Here is a 16,082-nt window from a genome sequence, read left to right as displayed (position 1 = left end):
GCTTCGCCGCCTAGAAGCCGGACAGGAACGCGGCAACATTGTCGCCGAGCGCGTCCACCGCATAACCACCTTCGAGGACGATCAGCGTCGGCACCCCGAGCGCCGCCGCCCGCGCCCCAAGCCGGGCATAATCGCCGGTCTGGATGGCGAAGTGGCTGATCGGATCACCCTCGTATGTATCGGCGCCGAAGCTCACCACCAGCAGCTCGGGTCCATCCTCCGCCAGCCACTCGCCGGCGCGGGCAAGCGCCGCGTCATAAGCCGCGAAGGCGGTCCCGCGGGGCAGGGGCAGGTTGAGCACGTTGCCGCCACTCTCCTCCGCGCTGCCCCAGAAGAAGGGATAGTCGGTCGCCGGATCGGCGTGCAGCGAGGCGAAACGGATGCCCTCGCGCCCGGTGACAATATCCTGCGTGCCGTTGCCGTGATGATAGTCGAGGTCGAGGATGGCGGTGCGCTTGCCGCTCGCCAGCGCCGCGATGGCGGCCCAGTTCAGATACGAATAGCCGCCCATGTAATCGGGCCCGGCATGATGGCCCGGCGGGCGGGTCAGCGCAAAGGCATGGCTACCCGCCACCGCGACGTCCAGCGCGGCAAGGAGCACGCCCGTCCCCGCCAGAAGCGCGCTCCAGGTGCCGCCCATGATCGGCGCGCAGGTGTCGTAGGCATGGGCGCCAAGCCGGGCATCGATGCGGCTGAGCGTGCGCGGGCGGCGGTGCACGGGGAAGGCGTAAGGCAGGACGTCGCCGCTTCGCCCGGCTGCCACCCACTCGCCATGCGCGGTGGCGAGGAGGTCGAGATAGTCGGCCGAGTGCGCCCGCCCGGCGGCGGCCAGCAGCTCAGATTCGCTCCTTGGCGGCGGTGCCTCGACCGGCCCGATCGCGGCCAGCACCGAATCCACCCGCTCCACCACATCCGCCGCGGGGTGCAGGGCGCCGTTGAAGAATTCGCTGGCCGGCGCGTGAGCCCGCTGCGCGTCGTCCCAAAAGCAACGCATCAGCGCTGAAGGTCGCTCGGCAGCGTCGGCTCGCTCAACAGCTGCTCCATCCGCGCCCACCGCGCCTTGGTGTCGGGCAGTCGCTCGATATCGCGCGCCACCATGTCGCGGCCGATGGTGTAGTTGATGACGTAGGAGCGATATTGCCTGGTGAAAGCGACGCTCTGCTTTGCCCGCGCTTGGCTGACGAGGCCGTAGCGCTGGGTTAGCCGAACCGCCTGCGCTTCGTCGATCTGGCCGTCGAGCAGTTGCTGGCTGATCGTGTTGCGGGAGCCCGCGAGGTCCTGGATCAGCTTGCCGAGCTGTTCGTAGCGGCCGACTTCCCCCGCCTGCAACGCGGCCAGCGGCGCCAGCACCGCCGCTTCGTAGCGCGCCTTGCGCTCGCCCGGGAAAGCGAGGTCGATGCCGTAATTGGCCGAGCCCTCCGCCAAGAGCGACTGCGGCGAATAAAGCGGGTAGACGCTGAACTCGGTCCAGCCCTTGGCCTTGACCAGCCGCTCCTCCAGCAGCGCGTTCAGCACATGGTGACCGGGATAGCCTTCGTGGCAGCCGAGATCGATCGCGCGGCTGAGGCGGATCGGCAGGTCGGTGTTGACCTCGATCCGGCTTTTGTAGTCGCCGAGATAATAATTGTAGCCCGACCAGCTCTTGCCGGTGACGAAAGCGAGGTCGAACCGCTCGCTCGGCGGCAGCGCGATATGCTCGGTGGACGCGGCGCGGCAGGCGGCGATGGCGGTGCGGAAGACGGTGTCGAGCTTGTCGCGCGGGATGGTGAAGCGGTTCTGATAGGCTTCCACCCGGTCGGCCAGCGCGCCGTCACCGGGCACCAGTGCTTCGATCCTGGCGAGGATGGGATCGTAGCTGGCAAGCGGCTTCAGCTCCGGGCGGACGCCGAACAGGCCTTGTGCTTCCTCGGTGAAAGGCAGCTTCTCACCCCGCAGCATCCGCAGGCGGGTGGCGGCGGCGGTCAGTTGGGCGGAGAGGAAAGCGGCGCGGCGCGGCTCCTCGACGCTGGCGCGGGTGACCCGCCCCTGCAGCGCGACCACGCGGGCGGCAAGCGCGGCGAGATCGCTTCTCGCGGCCAGTGCCTTGCCCTCGGCCCTGAGTGCGGGATCGCCGTAGAAGGCATCGATATAACCTTCTTCCTTGTCGCCGATCGCCAGCTGCAGCACGACATAATCACGCGCCGCGGCCGACAGACCGTCGCGAGCGACAGGGGCGGTGGCGCAGGCGGCGAGGCTCAGCGCGGCGGCGCCTACGAAGGTTAGCGGGACGGCGGCGCGTAGGGGTCGTTGCATACGGTGGGATCCTCGTCCGCATCTTCGCCGAAGATCTCGGCAGCTTCGTCACGATCGCGCTCAGATGAGCCGATCGGCCTGGCCAGCGCAAGCAGCAGCGTTCCGGCGATGCCCGACAGGACCGAGCCGAGCAGGGTGCCAATCTTGGCTTCGTCGATCAGCAGGCGGTCGGCAAAGGCGAGTTCGCCGATGAACAGGCTCATGGTGAAGCCGACCCCGCACAGCAGCGCCGCGCCATAGAGGTGCGTCCAGCGCAAGACATCGGGCTTGCGGGCAAGCCCCGTGAAATCGGCGACCCAGATCGCACCGAACACGCCCACCTGCTTGCCGATAAACAGGCCGGCGGCCACCGCCAGCGGGACGGGCTGGGCAAGCTCGTCGAGCCCGCCGATCGTCACGCCTGCGCTGGCAAGGCCGAACAGCGGCACGATCCCGAACATCACCAGCGGATGCAGCTTGTGTTCGAGCTTCTTCAATGGCGACACCGCTTCGCCGCGCCCGAGCGGGATCGTGAGGGCGGCAAGCACCCCGGCGATGGTGGCGTGGATGCCCGACTGGAACACCGCCAGCCACAGGGCGGGGAACAGCAGCAAATATGGCCACAGCCGCCGCACCCCGAACAGGTTGAGCCCCGCCATGGCCCCGACCAGCAGCGCGCTGATCCCCAGTGCCGTGACATCGAGATCGGCGGTGTAGAACAGCGCGATGATCGCGACCGCGCCGATGTCGTCGATGATCGCGATGGCAACCAGCAGCACCTTGATGCTGGCCGGAACGCGGGGCCCGAGCAGGGCCAGCAGGCCTAGCGCAAAGGCGATGTCAGTGGCGGCGGGGATCGCCCAGCCGGACGACAGCGCCGAATCGAACCCGGTGGTCGCTTTGTAAACCAGCGCCGGCACCGCCATCCCGAACGCGGCGGCGATCATCGGCAACCGCCGCGCCTCGCTGGTCGCGAGCTGCCCGTCATACCATTCGCGCTTCACTTCCAACCCGACGAGCAGGAAGAAGATCGCCATCAGCGCGTCGGCGATCCAGTAATGAACCGTGAGAGGGCCGACGTAGGTGCCGAGCAGCGCATGATAGTCATGCGCCAGCGGGCTGTTGGCGATCAGCAGCGCCAAGGCCGCCGCGCCCATCAGCAGCAGGCCGGCCGTTCGCTCGTGATTATGTGCAGGCCCCGCCATCAAGCGAAGCCATGCACAGCTACTTCAACTCACGCAACGTGGCGTTAGCTGACGGTCACGTTGAGCGTCATTTCGGCGTTCAGTAGCTTGGAGATGGGGCAATTCTGCTTGGCTTCTTCGGCCAGGCGGCGAAGCTCGGCTTCCTCAATGCCCGGCACGCTGGCGGTGAGGCGGAGATCCGACCGGCTGACTTTGAACCCGGCGCCGTCCTGATCGAGCTTCACCTTGGCCTCGGTCTCGAGATTGCCCTCGTTGTGCCCCGCACCGGCCAACGCGAAGCTCAGCGCCATGGTGAAACAGCTGGCGTGGGCGGCGGCGATCAGCTCTTCGGGGTTGGTCCCGGGCTCACCCTCGAAGCGAGTGTTGAAGCCGTAGCGGCTGTCCTGGAGCACGCCTGACTGGGTGGAGATCCACCCCTTGCCGGTCTTGCCCATGCCTTCGTAGCGCGCAGTGGCGGTGCGGGTGATCATGCGTTTTTCCGTCCTTCGATGAAACTCGCCTAACCAACCCCGCACCGCCGCGCGGGTTGCACCGGCGCTTAGCGCAGCCCCGGCTTGTCGAGCGACAGCTGCGGCAAGGGAATCACCGTCACCTCGCCGAACCGCTTGGCAAGCGCGTCCGCGAACAGCTTGGCATCACCGACGATGACCGTGGTGGTGCCCGCCGGTGCCAGCAGGCTGCGGGCCGCTTCTCCGGCCTGGGCCGGCGTAACCGCCCGGACGCTGGTCATGTACCGCCCGATCTCGGCCGGATCGACGCCGCTCTGGACATAGCCCGCGACGATATCGCCGAGGCCTTCCACCGTTTCGAGCTGGCGGCCGAACCCGCCGGTGATGAACGCCTGCCGGGTGCCCATTTCGGCGGCCGGGATCGGCTCCGCGCCCAGCCGCTTCATTTCGTCGAGGATCAGGCCAAGCACCTCGGGCGCCGAAGCGTTCTTGGTCTGCACCGCCGCGACCACTGCGCCCGCCTTGCGCCCGGCGGAGAGGCCGCTGTTCGCACCGTAGGACAGGCCGCGCTTGATCCGAATCTCGCGATTGAGCCGCGCGCTGTAGCCGCCGCCGAGCACCGCATTGGCGATCATCGCCTGATAATAGCGCGGGTCGGCGCGGGTCAGCGTCTCCTTTGCGACTGCGACCGCGGCCTGGCTCGAGCCCGGCATGTCGATCACGATCACCTTGCCCTTGAGCGGCGCTTCGCCCGCGGCGGGGCGGTCGGCCGTCGCTGCAAGCGGGGTTGCCGCGCGCCACGACCCGAACGCCTGCGCCGCGAGATTCTGGGCCTGCGCGGGTGAGATGTCGCCGCTCAGCACCAGGACGCTGGTGTCGGGGCGGAGCGAGCGGCCGGCAGCGGCGACCACATCAGGGCGGCCGATCGCCGCGAGCGTGGTCGGCGTGCCGCCAGCGGGCGAGCCATAAGCACCATTGCCGAACACGGCGCGCGCGGCGGCGATGCGCGACAGGGCGCCGGGGTTCTGCAGCGCCAGCGTCGAGTCGTCGACCGCCTGGCCCCTCGCCCGCTCGACCTCGTCGGGCGCAAAGGCGGCGTTGGCCGCGACATCGGCCATGATCCCGAGCGCCGGCGCCAAGTTGGGGGTGCGAACGGTAAGATCGAGAGTCATCCCCTCGTTCCCCGCAGCCGCGGCGAGCTGCCCGCCGAGCGCTTCCACCGCGGCCGCAATCTGGTCCGCACTGCGGGTCGCCGTGCCCTTGGTCAGGAGGTTGGCGGTCAGGCGATTGAGGCCGGCCTTGCCCTCCGGATCGGCAGTGCTGCCGCCGAGCGACACCAGGCTTGCGCTGACCAGCGGCAGGTTGGTGCGCGGCACGGTGATGACGGTGAGGCCATTGGCAAGCTTGGCCGTGACCGGTTGCGGCACGTTCACAGCGACCGCAGTCGCTGGCTCAGGCGGGCGCACGCGCTCTGCCTCGCTGGCGGGCTGAACCACGGTAATCCCGGCGGGCGCGGCGAGGGGGGTGGTGACCACGCTCGACGCCAGCGCAATCTTGTCGCCGCTGCTGGCCGTGACGCCGCTCGCCGCGGGCAGGTAGCGGATGGTGACCGCACTATTCAGGTTGAGATACTTCTTCGCCACGCGTTGCACGTCGGCCGGAGTTACCCGCGCCAGTGCGGCAAGGCGCTTGTCGGCGGCGCGCGGATCGCCTTCGATGATTACTCCGGTCGCCAGCAGGTCGCCCTTGCCCTCGACCGTCTCGCGTTCCTTGAGCGCGCTGGTCAGCAGTTCGTTGCGCGCTTCGGTCAGCTCGGCTTGCGTCACCGGCTCCGTCGCGAGGCGGGTCAGCTCACGGCGGAGCACCGCTTCGACCTCGGGCACGGTCTTGCCACCGGCGAGGATGGCGTAAGGCGCCATCAGCCCGGTGCCCTGCTTGTCGTCGATGTAGACCGAGGCGTCGCTGGCGAGGCGGGTGCGGATCAGCGCCTGGTTGAAGCGGCTGCTGTCGCCGCTCGCCATCACCGCCTGCAACATTTCCAGCGCGGGCATGTCCGGCGACTTGGCCGGCGGCAGGAGGAAGCTCATCACCAGCGCGGGGAGCGGGGTGTTGGGTTCGGTCACGGTGTAGCTGCGCGCGGCGGTCCGGGCAGGTTCGGCCATCGTTACCCGCGGGATTGCGCCGGCCGGGCGCTTGATCGGCGCGAAATATTGATCGACCCAGCGGTTGAGGTCGGCGGGGTCGAAGTTGCCGCTGACCACCAGCACCGCATTGTCGGGGCGATAGTAGGTTGCGTGGAAGGCGCGCACGTCGTCGATGGTCGCCGCGTCCAGCTCCTCGATGCTGCCGATGCCCGGCCGCGCGTACGGGTGACGCTGATAGCTCACCATCGGCAGATAATGCGAGAACAGCCGCCCGTAGGGGCGCGCGAGGCCGGTGCGGAGTTCTTCCTTCACCACATCGCGCTCGGGCTTGAAGTTCAAATCGTCGACGACGAGGCTGCCCATCCGGTCGGCTTCCGCCCACAGCAGGCGCTGGAGATGGTTGGCCGGCACCGTCTCGTAATAGTTGGTGTAATCGTCCGCCGTGCTGGCATTGTTGAACCCGCCAACGTCCTCGGTCATGCGGTCCATCTGTTCGGGCACCATGTTGCGGGTGGCCTTGAACATCAGATGCTCGAACAGGTGCGCGAAGCCCGAGCGGCCGCGCGGATCGTCCTTGGAGCCGACGTCGTACCAGACCTGCACCGAGACATTCGGGCTCGACGTGTCGCGCAGGGCATAGACCCGCAGGCCATTCGCGAGCTTGCGCTCGGTGTAGTTGAGCTGCGGCACGGACGTGGCGGTCTGCGCTGCGGCGGGAAGAGCGTGGACGGCGGTACCGGCAAGCAGAAGGGCGGCAAGCAGGCGGCTGGGATTACGCAAGGACGGGTCTCCGGATCTGAGTTGCCTGAACGGTGCGGCGACGGCTGAACGGCGTCAAGCAACGCTTCGACGAGCGGACGCGGCAAGGATACGGCCAAGGGTCCAGCGGCGGGAGCCGAGAGCGGTGCGGCTCGTTCCCCTCGCATGACGCAAGGCCCTCAGCCAACCCGTGAGTGCTTTCAGCAATGGCTGGCGAGCGTGTCCGGCCCGCCGCTGATCCTCGGCCATTTCGATGCCGATGGACTGGCGGCGGTGGCGATCCTCGCTCGCTCCATTCCAGGCGCCCAGGTGCGGCTGGTCGGCAAGGGCGAAACCCCGTGGACCGACGCCGTGCGCGCCGAACTCGAACAACGCCGCCCGGCCGCGATCATCGCCACCGACCTTGGTGTTCGCAAAGGCGACATCCTGCCCGGCACCCCTGCCTGCCTGATCGACCACCACGTCCCGACCGGCACGCCGGGCGAGGCGCTGGTGCTGAGCGGCAACGGCGACAATCCCGAGCCGACCTCGGCCCTGCTCGCGTTCTGGGCCTGCGGCAGCCCCGACGAGCTGCTTTGGCTCGCCGCGATGGGGCTGATCGGCGACATGGCCGAAGACAAGGGCTTCGCCGAGATGGAAGCGGCGCAGAAACGCTATGGAAAGACGGCGCTGCGCAATGCCGTCAGCCTGGTCAACGCGCCGCGCCGCACTGCTGCGGCCGACGCGTCGCCCGCCCTCGCGCTGTTGATGAGATGCGACAGCCCCAAGGAACTGCTGTCCGGCACCCACCCCGAAACCGCCGTGCTGCTCGCCGCCAAGGAAGAGGTGAAGGCCGCGATGGAAGTCGCCCGCCGCGTCGCGCCCAAGGTGCGGGGCGACGTCGCGCTGATCCCGCTCGATTCGCCCTGCCAGGTCCACCCGTTGATTGCCCAGCAATGGCGGACCCGCCTCAAAAACAAGGTCGTGATCGCCGCCAACAAGGCTTATCGCCCCGGTTGGGTCCACTTCGCCGCGCGCACCGGCGCCGGCCACGACCTCATCCGATTCTTCGCCGAGCGCCGCCCGGACGGTGTCGGCACCGAATATGGCAGCGGCCACAAGGCGGCATCCGGCGGCGCGCTGAAGATCCCCGACTGGAACCGCTTCGTCGCGGACCTGGGCTTCCCCGAGGAGCAGATTGCATGAGCACCGACCCCACCCGTCCCCTGCGCCTCGGCTTTCCGGTCAAGGTGATGGGCGTGCCCGGCCTCAAGTCCGGCGACACCCGCCGCTGGCAGAAGGACCCGCACCTCAAGTGCAGCCTGGAGCATCTCGATAAGGTCCTCGACTATCTGAAGAAGGTCGAGATCGACATGTACCGGCTGTCCTCGGACATCGCGCCCTATGCGACCCATCCCGACATGCCGCAGTTCCACAAGATGGTGGAGGAAAGCGACGCCGAGCTCGCCGCGTTCGGCAAGAAGGCGCGCGAGCTCGATATCCGCTTGTCCTTCCACCCGTCCCAATATGTGCTGCTGAACAGCCCTAATCCCGAGCTTACCCGCAAGAGCATCTGGGACCTGTCGTCACAGGCCGAGATGCTCGACCGCATGGGCTGCGGGCCGGAGGCGGTGCTGGTAACCCATGTCGGCGGGGTCTACGACGACCGTGAGGCGGCGCGGGCGCGGTGGCTGGAAGGCTATGCCCAATGTCCCGAGCATGTGCAGCGCCGGCTGGTGCTGGAGAATGACGACATCCGCTTCTCCGCCGCGGACGTGCTGTGGATCACCGAGCGCTGTGGCGTGCGCTGCGTGTTCGATTACCAGCATTTCTGGTGCCTCAACCCCGAGCGGCTCGACATGCGCGAGACGTTCGAGAAATTCCTCGCCACCTGGCCCGAGGGCGTCAGGCCCAAGATGCACTTTTCCTCACCCCGCACCGAGCTGCGCGAAGTGAAGCGCAAGATCACGCCCAAGCAGCGCGAGGCCGCGATGGCGGGCAAGGGCCGCAAGTCGAAGGAGCTGACCAAGACCCCGGTCAAGGCCACCGCGCGGATCAAGACCGTGCTGCTGCCGCCGATCTGGACCGGGCACAGCGATTTCACCAATCCGTTCGAATTCGCGACCTTCATGCGCACCATGGAAGGGCTCGAGTTCGACGTGATGATGGAGGGCAAGGCCAAGGACGTCTCGATCATCAAGCTGCGTCCCGACCTCCTCCGCTTCGCCCCAGATGTCGCGGCGCGATTCGGTATCTATCCCGACGATGCGGAGGAGATGGCCGCCGCCGAAAAGGCGCTGGAAGCAGGCGTCAGCGCGGAAGAGGAGCCGGACGTGGACGAGGGCGGGCTGGTCGCCGCGCCGGAGGAAGAACTGGCCTGAAAGCGCCCTGACTTCTGCTGTTGCGGCAAAGCCTCCCTCCGCCGCCAATCGCGCGAGAAACGGAATTCAGCTCCAGAACCATGACCTTAAGCACTCGATAACCTTTGCCGATCAAGTATGGTTAACGAGAGCAAAAGGGAATCCAGCAACATGGCGCGTTTGATCCTCACCGAAGCCGGTGAAGACGTTGATGTGGGTGGCGATGTCACGGTGATCGGGACTTCGTCGGGCGGTGAGGTGATCACCGTCTTACGCGGCAATATCGTGCTTGATCCCTCGTTCAACGCCGGCGGCGACACGGTTCGCCTGCCCGACCTCGCCTCGGCCTTCACGGTGCGCCTCCTTGGCTCCACCGCGATCCTGACCGGCGCCAACGTCACCATCACCATTCCCGTCGGCACCACCGGTCTCCAGGTCGTGTTCGACGATGTGGCGCGCACTCTCCTGTTCGACACCGCCAGCAACAGCGCCAAGCTTGGCGCCCAGGTCATCACCGCGAGCGAAACCGGAGTCATCCCGGTCGGCGCCACCGGTCAGATCCTCGGCACCGACGGCGCCGATACCATCAACGGAACGTCCGGCGGCGATGTCATCGATAGCCTTGGCGGCAACGACACGATCAACGGGCTGGGCGGCGACGACTTCATTCGTGGCGGCGCGGGCGACGACATCATCAATGGCGGTGCGGGCGATGATGAAATCATCGGCGGCGCGGGCAACGACCAGATCACCGACAACGAGGGCACCTTCTCGGTGATCGACGGCGGGATCGGCAACGACACGATCACCGTCAACAATGCGGTGGCCAATTCCCTGACCCTCAGCGGCGGCGGCGACGACGACCTGATCCGCGTCACCATGGGTCCGACCGGTATCGCCTTTATCGATGCCGGCAACGGTGCTGACCGGGTTGAAGTAATCACCGCGGGCGCCGACGTCAGCGTCACGCTTGGCAGCGGCCGTGATCTGCTTGTGCTGCCGACGGGAGCGCTTGGCACCGGTGACTTCGGGCTGGTCGTCGTGCGCGACTTCGAAGCCGGTGCAAATGGCGACACGGTTGACCTTGGCAGCGCGCTTGCGGGCTACCTCCAGAACTACACCGCCGGAAGCAATCCTTTCGCCAGCGGTCACCTCCGGCTGATCGACTTCTTCGGCAACGCCTACCTTCAGGTCGATCGCGACGGAACGGGCGGCTCGGCCACCTTTGAAGATCTCATCAACTTCGCGGGTGTCAGCAAGGATGCCCTGACCGCCGCAAACTTCGGCGGGTTCGATCCCAAGGCGGGAGCTACCTCGGTCGCTCATGTGGCGGCGATGGCAGTGGCCCAGGAAGTGCAGCCCACCGCTGACATCGCCGCATCCGCGCCGACGGTGGCGCTGTTCGACGACGTCTCCTACGAAGGGCTGCAACCGATGGCGTTCCACGTCGATTACGGAAGCTACCTCCTTGCTTTCTAAGCAGGCGACCTGAAATCAGGAGCGCTGCGCATGCGGGAATTGCGCAGCGCCGCCTTTCTGCATAAGCTCGTCCCTGCCGATCTGAGTGTCCATGAAAGGAGCACTCCGGTTTGGCGCGTGTCACCCTTACCCAGCCTGGCGAAGACGTCGATGTCGGCGGCGACATGACGGTGATCGGCACGCGCACGGCAGGCGAGGTCATCACTGCCCTGCGCGGCACGATCATCCTCGATCCCTCGTTCAACGCCGGCGGCGACATCGTGCGGTTGCCGGACGACGCGGCCTATTTCGCCGTGCGGATGGTCGGATCGTCGGCGATCCTGACCGGTCTCGGACTCAGCATCACCATCCCGGTCGGCGAAGCGGGGATCGAGCTCCGCTTCAACGATGTCACCCGCACCCTGCTCTTTGATACGGCAAGCTCCAGCGTGAAGCTCGGCGACCAGACGGTGACCTCGACCCTCTCCAAGGTCGCCCCGGCCGGCGGCGTTCCGAATATGGTCGGAAGCGAAGGGCCCGACGTCATCACCGGCACCGAAGGCGACGATACGATCGACGGTCTCGGCGGGGCGGACCGGATCAACGGCGGGGCCGGAAACGACGTGATCCGCGGCGGGGCCGGGGGCGACGATCTCGACGGATCGTTCGGCAACGACCAGTTGTTCGGCGGGCCGGGCGACGACCGCATCTACGACAACGAAGGCGCCTCTGCTTTTCTCGATGGCGGCAGCGGCAACGATTGGCTCAGCATCGCCAACCAGAGTGGGACGAGCTTCCAGTTGATCGGCGGCGACGGCGACGATTTCATCGAAGTCGAAGTGGGCGCCAGCGGCACTTGCGCCGTCGATGCGGGCGCCGGTCAGGATCGCGTGGTGCTCGATTCGAATGGCATGACGATCTCCGTCACCCTTGGCAGCGATCGAGACCAGCTGGTCCTCGCCGATCTCGCGCTCGCCAGCCCCAAGTTCGGCCCCATCGTCGTCACGGACTTCCAGGCGGGGCGGTTCGGCGACACGGTGGAGTTCCTGCGTGCGTTGTCGAATTCGGCGATCGACTGGAGCCAGGGCAGCAACCCCTTCAGCTCGGGCTATTGCCGCCTGATCGAGCGCGACGGTTCGGTGGTGCTGCAATTCGACCGCGACGGCGCTGGCTCGACCCTGTTCGGCTTTCGCGACGCCATCGTGCTGACCGGCCTCAAGCTGAGCGCCCTCGACGCCGCGAACTTCGAAGGCTTCGATCCGACCCCGGCGGCATCGCAGATGCCGTACGAGGGAGAGGTCGCGGCTCTAGCGCTACACCCGCCGCTGTTGATGTTCGCGGACCATCTGGCGTTTGCCTGACGTCTGAAGGGGGAGGTGTGACCCTGCAGCGAAGTCGCGCCTGAGCTAGATAGGTTGCACAGTTTGCAAGAAGGATCACTTGCATAGAAGTGCGCCTACGTAAGGGGTGCGCTTGCACAAGATTGCTCCGAGGTCGGCTACCGAAACGGACAGGGAATGCCCTTGAGTCTTGCGTGACCTAGCGTCTGTTGAACCCACGCGGTGCCACCTTGCCCTACTAGATCGGGAAGAGGAGCGTCGCTTCGGGATGCGCCCTACATCTCCACCCAGAGGTGCTGCAGAGTGATCGAGTCAAGCCCGTCGCGAGGATGGGACGAGCACGATCGAGCTGTTCGAGCGGATACGTCATGCATATGATCGTGCAGCGTCTCGGAACATGACCAGTTGTCAATGCCAGCTTGGGTGAGAGCGCCAATCCACTGATTGATCGTGGTGAACCAATGCGGAGCGCTTCCGACCTGAATGTAGGCGATGATGGCACCCACTTTGCTGGTACTACCATGTAGACCAGCCCGAAAGCGCTGAACGCCGCCCTTCTTTCCGTGCTGCGTGTGAAGGTATTCCTGCTCCTCGCGCTTTGCGCCGCGCGGCGTGGGTAATCTCTTGCATTCGATTGGAATAAGAGGGTCGTAGTATGTGTATCGCTGACCGCCGACCCAGATAGTGCATCCGCATGGCACGGGTACAAGGTCGAGGGTTCGATTATTTACTTCCGGATCCGGCACCTCCGTTTGGAACACGATGCTGTCCAGATGAGACCCTCGAGCGGCGGCGTTCAGGAATTGGCATAGCTGGGACGTCAGCTTGTCCTCTGGAGCTAGTGCCTTGCGCTCCGGGTCGTCTCGCCACCTTGGCAGTTGCTGGTAGATCAGGTCGATAATGACGCCGATCCATTCGGCCGGGCGATGCAAGGTTGGCGTCAGCCTTCCAACGGATGGGGTAACACCGTCATCGGCAAGCATCAGAAGCCTTGCGCTCGAAGGTCGGCCAGCGTCTCGTCGCTGTCCCGCAGAGCGATGGACCGCAGCCAGTAACGCAGGCGGGCTGGCTTCAACAGGTAGATGGCGTCGCCGTCATAGATCCGGGCGATGCGGGTCATGGACAAGGACGTGCCGCGATGTTCCCGAAGCAGTGTGTCGAGCCGCCCCTTCAGCGGCTCGGTCCCTGACCAATCAATCTGACCCTCGCCGAAGACGAACCCCGCACACAGAGTTCCCCCGAAATCAGCGTGGCCAGCGGATTTGAGAGGCTTGCGAGGGTAGAAGGCGCCAATTTGATCGGCGAAGACCCGCGCGAACCGGTCGAGTTCCGCCCGACCGTCCGCACGCGCCAGGCCGGATGTGCTGCCCATCCTGGCGAACTCGAAATAATGGTTGATAATGTCGCTGGCGACAATCTGTTCGTTAAAGCTCAGGCTCAGCCCATCAGCCCGGCTGTCGAACGGCAGGTCGTAGATGTCACGGCACGATAGTGTTGTGGCCTTCTGGTTCAGCATGCGCAGACTGATGGTGGCCGCAAACGCCCGAAGTCCGACCGTCTCGCTGGTCAGCCACCGCTCAACGGGCTCAAGTTCTTTGGCCTCGCGAGCTGCAAAGCCGACAATCTTGTTCTTGTAGGTCACGCCGCCCTCACGCCAAAGAACGTGAGGCAGATCAGCGTGTTCGCGGATCAGCAACATCGGTGCCGTGAAACGGGCCGCCGTTCGCGGGCCTTCGATTGGCTTTTTGTCGACCACGGTGATCCGGCTGACATCTACGCCCGAAGTGGTCAGTGCGTCGGACGGCAGGAGCGGCCGTCCATAAAGGTGATCGGCCTTGCCTTGCTTGCCTTTCTGACCCTCGATGAAACCCTCGCCGAAGTCCCAACCCTGATGAGTGGCGTGGTCCTGGAGAGTTGGCATCTCACGCAAGCGCTTGACAAAGGCGTATGTGCGAGCGCCGCCAAGCAGATTGGAACGCCATAGGTCCGGCGAACTGTCTTCCGATATCGTGGTCATCGGGACACGGTGCAGGTCGTAATAATCGACATCGAAGCGCTGGTTGGCCTCGGCGCGGGCGGTACGGCGAAAGACTGCATGAAGGATCGAGCCGTCCGGGCTAGGGGCTTCCGCAAGCGCCACCACGGTTAGTACTTTGGTGTCTTTGCTGAACAAGCCCCGTACTGAGACGAAGTCGAGGATTTCCCTGACGTTCCAGCGCGTCAGGAAGGAGCGACGGAAATCAGGCTTTTCGTTATAGAGAAGGTTGTACTGCTGGAGCATGCCGAGCACCCCGCCAGCCCTAAGGAGATGCATGCCTTCGTGCAGGAAAAGGTAGGCGATCTGCAGGTCGGGGAGCCTGCCGTGAGCCTTCACATAGCGTCGATATGCCCGCTGAGCGCCCTCAGTGTCGAGCCTAGACTTGAACGGCGGGTTGCCAAGGACAACGGCAATTTTTGTCGACAAGCGATTTTGTTCGTTAGCCAGGAAGAAGCAGGATTGAATTAAGCCCTGGTCCCGAAGCTTGGGGAACAGTTCCGGTGTGGCCCGGATCTGCTCTGGAGTGAGTGCGTCGCACATCGCCAGGCAAAGGCTGAAGGTGGCGAGTTCGACCGCCCCTGCCTCGATATCTACGCCGTGAACCCGCTTGAGCAGCGTTCGCAGGGTGGGGACATCCGGCTGCACCCAGCTGTTCCGACTGCGCCAGCGCAGAATTATCCGTTTGTATGCTTCAACGAGGAAAATGCCTGATCCGCAGGCCGGGTCGATCACGACTTCCTGGTCATCGATGATGCGATCGATCCGTTCGTCACTAAGGGTCTCGTCAAGGATGAGACGAACCAGGGCGGGCGGCGTGTAGACGCTTACGGCCGGGTCGGTAACGAACAGCTCGTAGATGTTGCTGATGACCTCGACCGGAAGGTCGCGGAACGAATACAAGGCCCAGAAGCTCATCTGACCTGAAGCATCCTCCCGGGCTTCGATCAGCCGGCTCAGGTGGACAAGGTCAGGACTTGCCGCGATCTCGCTAAGCTCATCATCGGCAAGGGCAAAGACATCGCCGTTGAAGAGGACTGCCAGCTCCTTGAGCATCTCGAGCAGGGCTTCGCCATCGGCCAATATCGGCGGAAGCGCTTCAGCCCCTGTCATGAACCTGCCGAAGAAGCCGTCGGGAAGCGCACCGCGCTGGTCGAGGTAGGCGATCAGGAGCGAGAGGATGAGGAGTCTGCGGCGGAGTCCCGGACTCAGCAGATTGCTCTCGTTCAGGCGGGCGTAGAGCGCCTTGATCGCCGCGACTAGGCTCTGATGGGCAGCTTCATCGCCCGACAGCAGCTTTCCGGCGATGACCGGATCGTCCCAAAGTGTGCCGTTGCGGATTCTATCCGCATCCCACCATGCTTCCGTCGCGCTGATTTCAGTAGCGACATGTAGGGTGTCGAAGGGTTTGTAGACGACCTTTCCATCCCTAACAAAGTCGGGGCGGTGGGCACAGCGGAACAGCTGGACCAGCCCGGGTGATCGACGGTACACCAGGGGCACTCCGCCCCAGCTCCACAGCCGCTGGTGGAGCTCCGCAAAATCTTGATCGCTATCGGAGCCGTCACTCACGAACACGAAAGCTTGGGCGACGCCTTGCACGCCGGGAGCCTCGCCTTCGAACAGCACCGAGTGAGCGCCGTAGCGGGCTGCCTTTTCCATGACGGCAACTTCAGCCGCAGGCCGCCCGACCCGCGTGTAGCCGGCAACTCGCACCAGCCCCTCCCGTCCGACCGCCAGGGCGTCGCCGTCGACCAGCCAAGCGAGCGCATCATGCCGTGCCGGTTCTGTTTTCGTCCCACCATTCATCGCGAGCGACCGCGCTCTTGCTTGCTGAGCTCAAAACCTTCCTTGAGGAGATCCAGCATCGTGATACCCTGCTGGGCAGCGTAGACCTTGAAGGCGCGCTTGAATGAGTCTGGCACCTTGAAGTTCAGCGTCTGGAGCTCAGCTGCCTCGGGCCCGCGCCGTCCTCTTCCCGTCTGTTTGCGCGCTTCTGGCACCTGACACTCCGATCACCTCACTCAATGGTAGCACGACTTTTGGGATTGCAACACTGAAATCAGTGGAACGGGCTTACCT

Annotated in this window: 11 protein-coding genes; 4 read left to right on the top strand and 7 right to left on the bottom strand. The window is 65.4% G+C overall.

Going from position 1 to position 16,082, the window contains the following annotated elements:
* Positions 1–10: 10 nt before the first annotated feature.
* The 5 genes from ACP69Z_RS02860 to ACP69Z_RS02840 all read right to left on the bottom strand — a co-directional run bounded on the left by ACP69Z_RS02860 (position 11) and on the right by ACP69Z_RS02840 (position 6,849).
* On the bottom strand, positions 11–994 hold the full coding sequence (locus ACP69Z_RS02860; RefSeq protein ID WP_426266040.1) for a histone deacetylase family protein: 984 nt from the start codon (positions 992–994) through the stop codon (positions 11–13).
* The gene (locus ACP69Z_RS02855) at positions 994–2,292 is read right to left on the bottom strand and encodes a hypothetical protein (RefSeq protein ID WP_426266039.1); all 1,299 of its coding nucleotides are present in this window, start codon (positions 2,290–2,292) and stop codon (positions 994–996) included. The genes ACP69Z_RS02860 and ACP69Z_RS02855 overlap by 1 nt, the downstream gene beginning before the upstream one ends.
* Complete coding sequence (gene nhaA, locus ACP69Z_RS02850) at positions 2,259–3,476, bottom strand: Na+/H+ antiporter NhaA (protein ID WP_426266038.1); 1,218 nt, start codon at positions 3,474–3,476, stop codon at positions 2,259–2,261. Before nhaA ends, ACP69Z_RS02855 begins: the two co-directional genes overlap by 34 nt.
* Before the next feature lie 44 nt (positions 3,477–3,520).
* Entirely contained in the window at positions 3,521–3,946 is a 426-nt protein-coding gene (locus ACP69Z_RS02845) for an OsmC family protein (RefSeq protein ID WP_426266037.1), read from the bottom strand.
* 68 nt (positions 3,947–4,014) lie between these two features.
* Positions 4,015–6,849, bottom strand: coding sequence for a M16 family metallopeptidase (locus ACP69Z_RS02840; protein WP_426266036.1), 2,835 nt, complete (start codon positions 6,847–6,849; stop codon positions 4,015–4,017).
* A 144-nt stretch (positions 6,850–6,993) separates the two neighbouring features.
* On the opposite strand from ACP69Z_RS02840, the gene ACP69Z_RS02835 reads away from it, so the two are divergent.
* The 4 genes from ACP69Z_RS02835 to ACP69Z_RS02820 all read left to right on the top strand — a co-directional run bounded on the left by ACP69Z_RS02835 (position 6,994) and on the right by ACP69Z_RS02820 (position 11,986).
* Positions 6,994–8,013: a DHH family phosphoesterase gene (locus ACP69Z_RS02835; RefSeq protein ID WP_426266035.1), complete on the top strand. Its 1,020-nt coding sequence runs from the start codon at positions 6,994–6,996 to the stop codon at positions 8,011–8,013.
* The gene (gene uvsE, locus ACP69Z_RS02830; protein WP_426266034.1) at positions 8,010–9,188 is read left to right on the top strand and encodes a UV DNA damage repair endonuclease UvsE; all 1,179 of its coding nucleotides are present in this window, start codon (positions 8,010–8,012) and stop codon (positions 9,186–9,188) included. The genes ACP69Z_RS02835 and uvsE overlap by 4 nt, the downstream gene beginning before the upstream one ends.
* A gap of 150 nt (positions 9,189–9,338) precedes the next feature.
* Entirely contained in the window at positions 9,339–10,646 is a 1,308-nt protein-coding gene (locus ACP69Z_RS02825) for a calcium-binding protein (RefSeq protein ID WP_426266033.1), read from the top strand.
* Positions 10,647–10,756: 110 nt separating this feature from the next.
* Positions 10,757–11,986 (top strand): calcium-binding protein, encoded by a 1,230-nt coding sequence (locus ACP69Z_RS02820; RefSeq protein ID WP_426266032.1) that lies wholly within the window; start codon positions 10,757–10,759, stop codon positions 11,984–11,986.
* Positions 11,987–12,240: 254 nt separating this feature from the next.
* Here ACP69Z_RS02820 and ACP69Z_RS02815 read toward each other — a convergent pair whose 3' ends face one another.
* Both ACP69Z_RS02815 and ACP69Z_RS02810 read right to left on the bottom strand, forming a co-directional pair.
* The gene (locus tag ACP69Z_RS02815) at positions 12,241–12,948 is read right to left on the bottom strand and encodes a hypothetical protein (RefSeq protein WP_426266031.1); all 708 of its coding nucleotides are present in this window, start codon (positions 12,946–12,948) and stop codon (positions 12,241–12,243) included.
* Entirely contained in the window at positions 12,948–15,809 is a 2,862-nt protein-coding gene (locus ACP69Z_RS02810) for an HsdM family class I SAM-dependent methyltransferase (protein WP_426266030.1), read from the bottom strand. The genes ACP69Z_RS02815 and ACP69Z_RS02810 overlap by 1 nt, the downstream gene beginning before the upstream one ends.
* Between the last annotated feature and the right edge of the window lie 273 nt (positions 15,810–16,082).

This window comes from Sphingomonas sp. LHG3443-2, from assembly GCF_049896405.1.
Classification (GTDB): Bacteria; Pseudomonadota; Alphaproteobacteria; order Sphingomonadales; family Sphingomonadaceae; genus Sphingomicrobium.
The sequence above is the reverse complement of the archived record's forward strand: the minus strand, read 5'-3'. Positions and strand labels throughout refer to the sequence as shown.

Bases quoted from the DNA above. Each gene is read 5' to 3' on its own strand.
- ACP69Z_RS02825 (WP_426266033.1), top strand. From the start codon at position 9,339: ATGGCGCGTTTGATCCTCACCGAAGCCGGTGAAGACGTTGATGTGGGT.
- ACP69Z_RS02860 (WP_426266040.1), bottom strand. From the start codon at position 994: ATGCGTTGCTTTTGGGACGACGCGCAGCGGGCTCACGCGCCGGCCAGC.
- ACP69Z_RS02815 (WP_426266031.1), bottom strand. From the start codon at position 12,948: ATGCTTGCCGATGACGGTGTTACCCCATCCGTTGGAAGGCTGACGCCA.
- nhaA (WP_426266038.1), bottom strand. From the start codon at position 3,476: ATGGCGGGGCCTGCACATAATCACGAGCGAACGGCCGGCCTGCTGCTG.
- uvsE (WP_426266034.1), top strand. From the start codon at position 8,010: ATGAGCACCGACCCCACCCGTCCCCTGCGCCTCGGCTTTCCGGTCAAG.
- ACP69Z_RS02845 (WP_426266037.1), bottom strand. From the start codon at position 3,946: ATGATCACCCGCACCGCCACTGCGCGCTACGAAGGCATGGGCAAGACC.
- ACP69Z_RS02855 (WP_426266039.1), bottom strand. From the start codon at position 2,292: ATGCAACGACCCCTACGCGCCGCCGTCCCGCTAACCTTCGTAGGCGCC.
- ACP69Z_RS02835 (WP_426266035.1), top strand. From the start codon at position 6,994: ATGACGCAAGGCCCTCAGCCAACCCGTGAGTGCTTTCAGCAATGGCTG.
- ACP69Z_RS02810 (WP_426266030.1), bottom strand. From the start codon at position 15,809: ATGAATGGTGGGACGAAAACAGAACCGGCACGGCATGATGCGCTCGCT.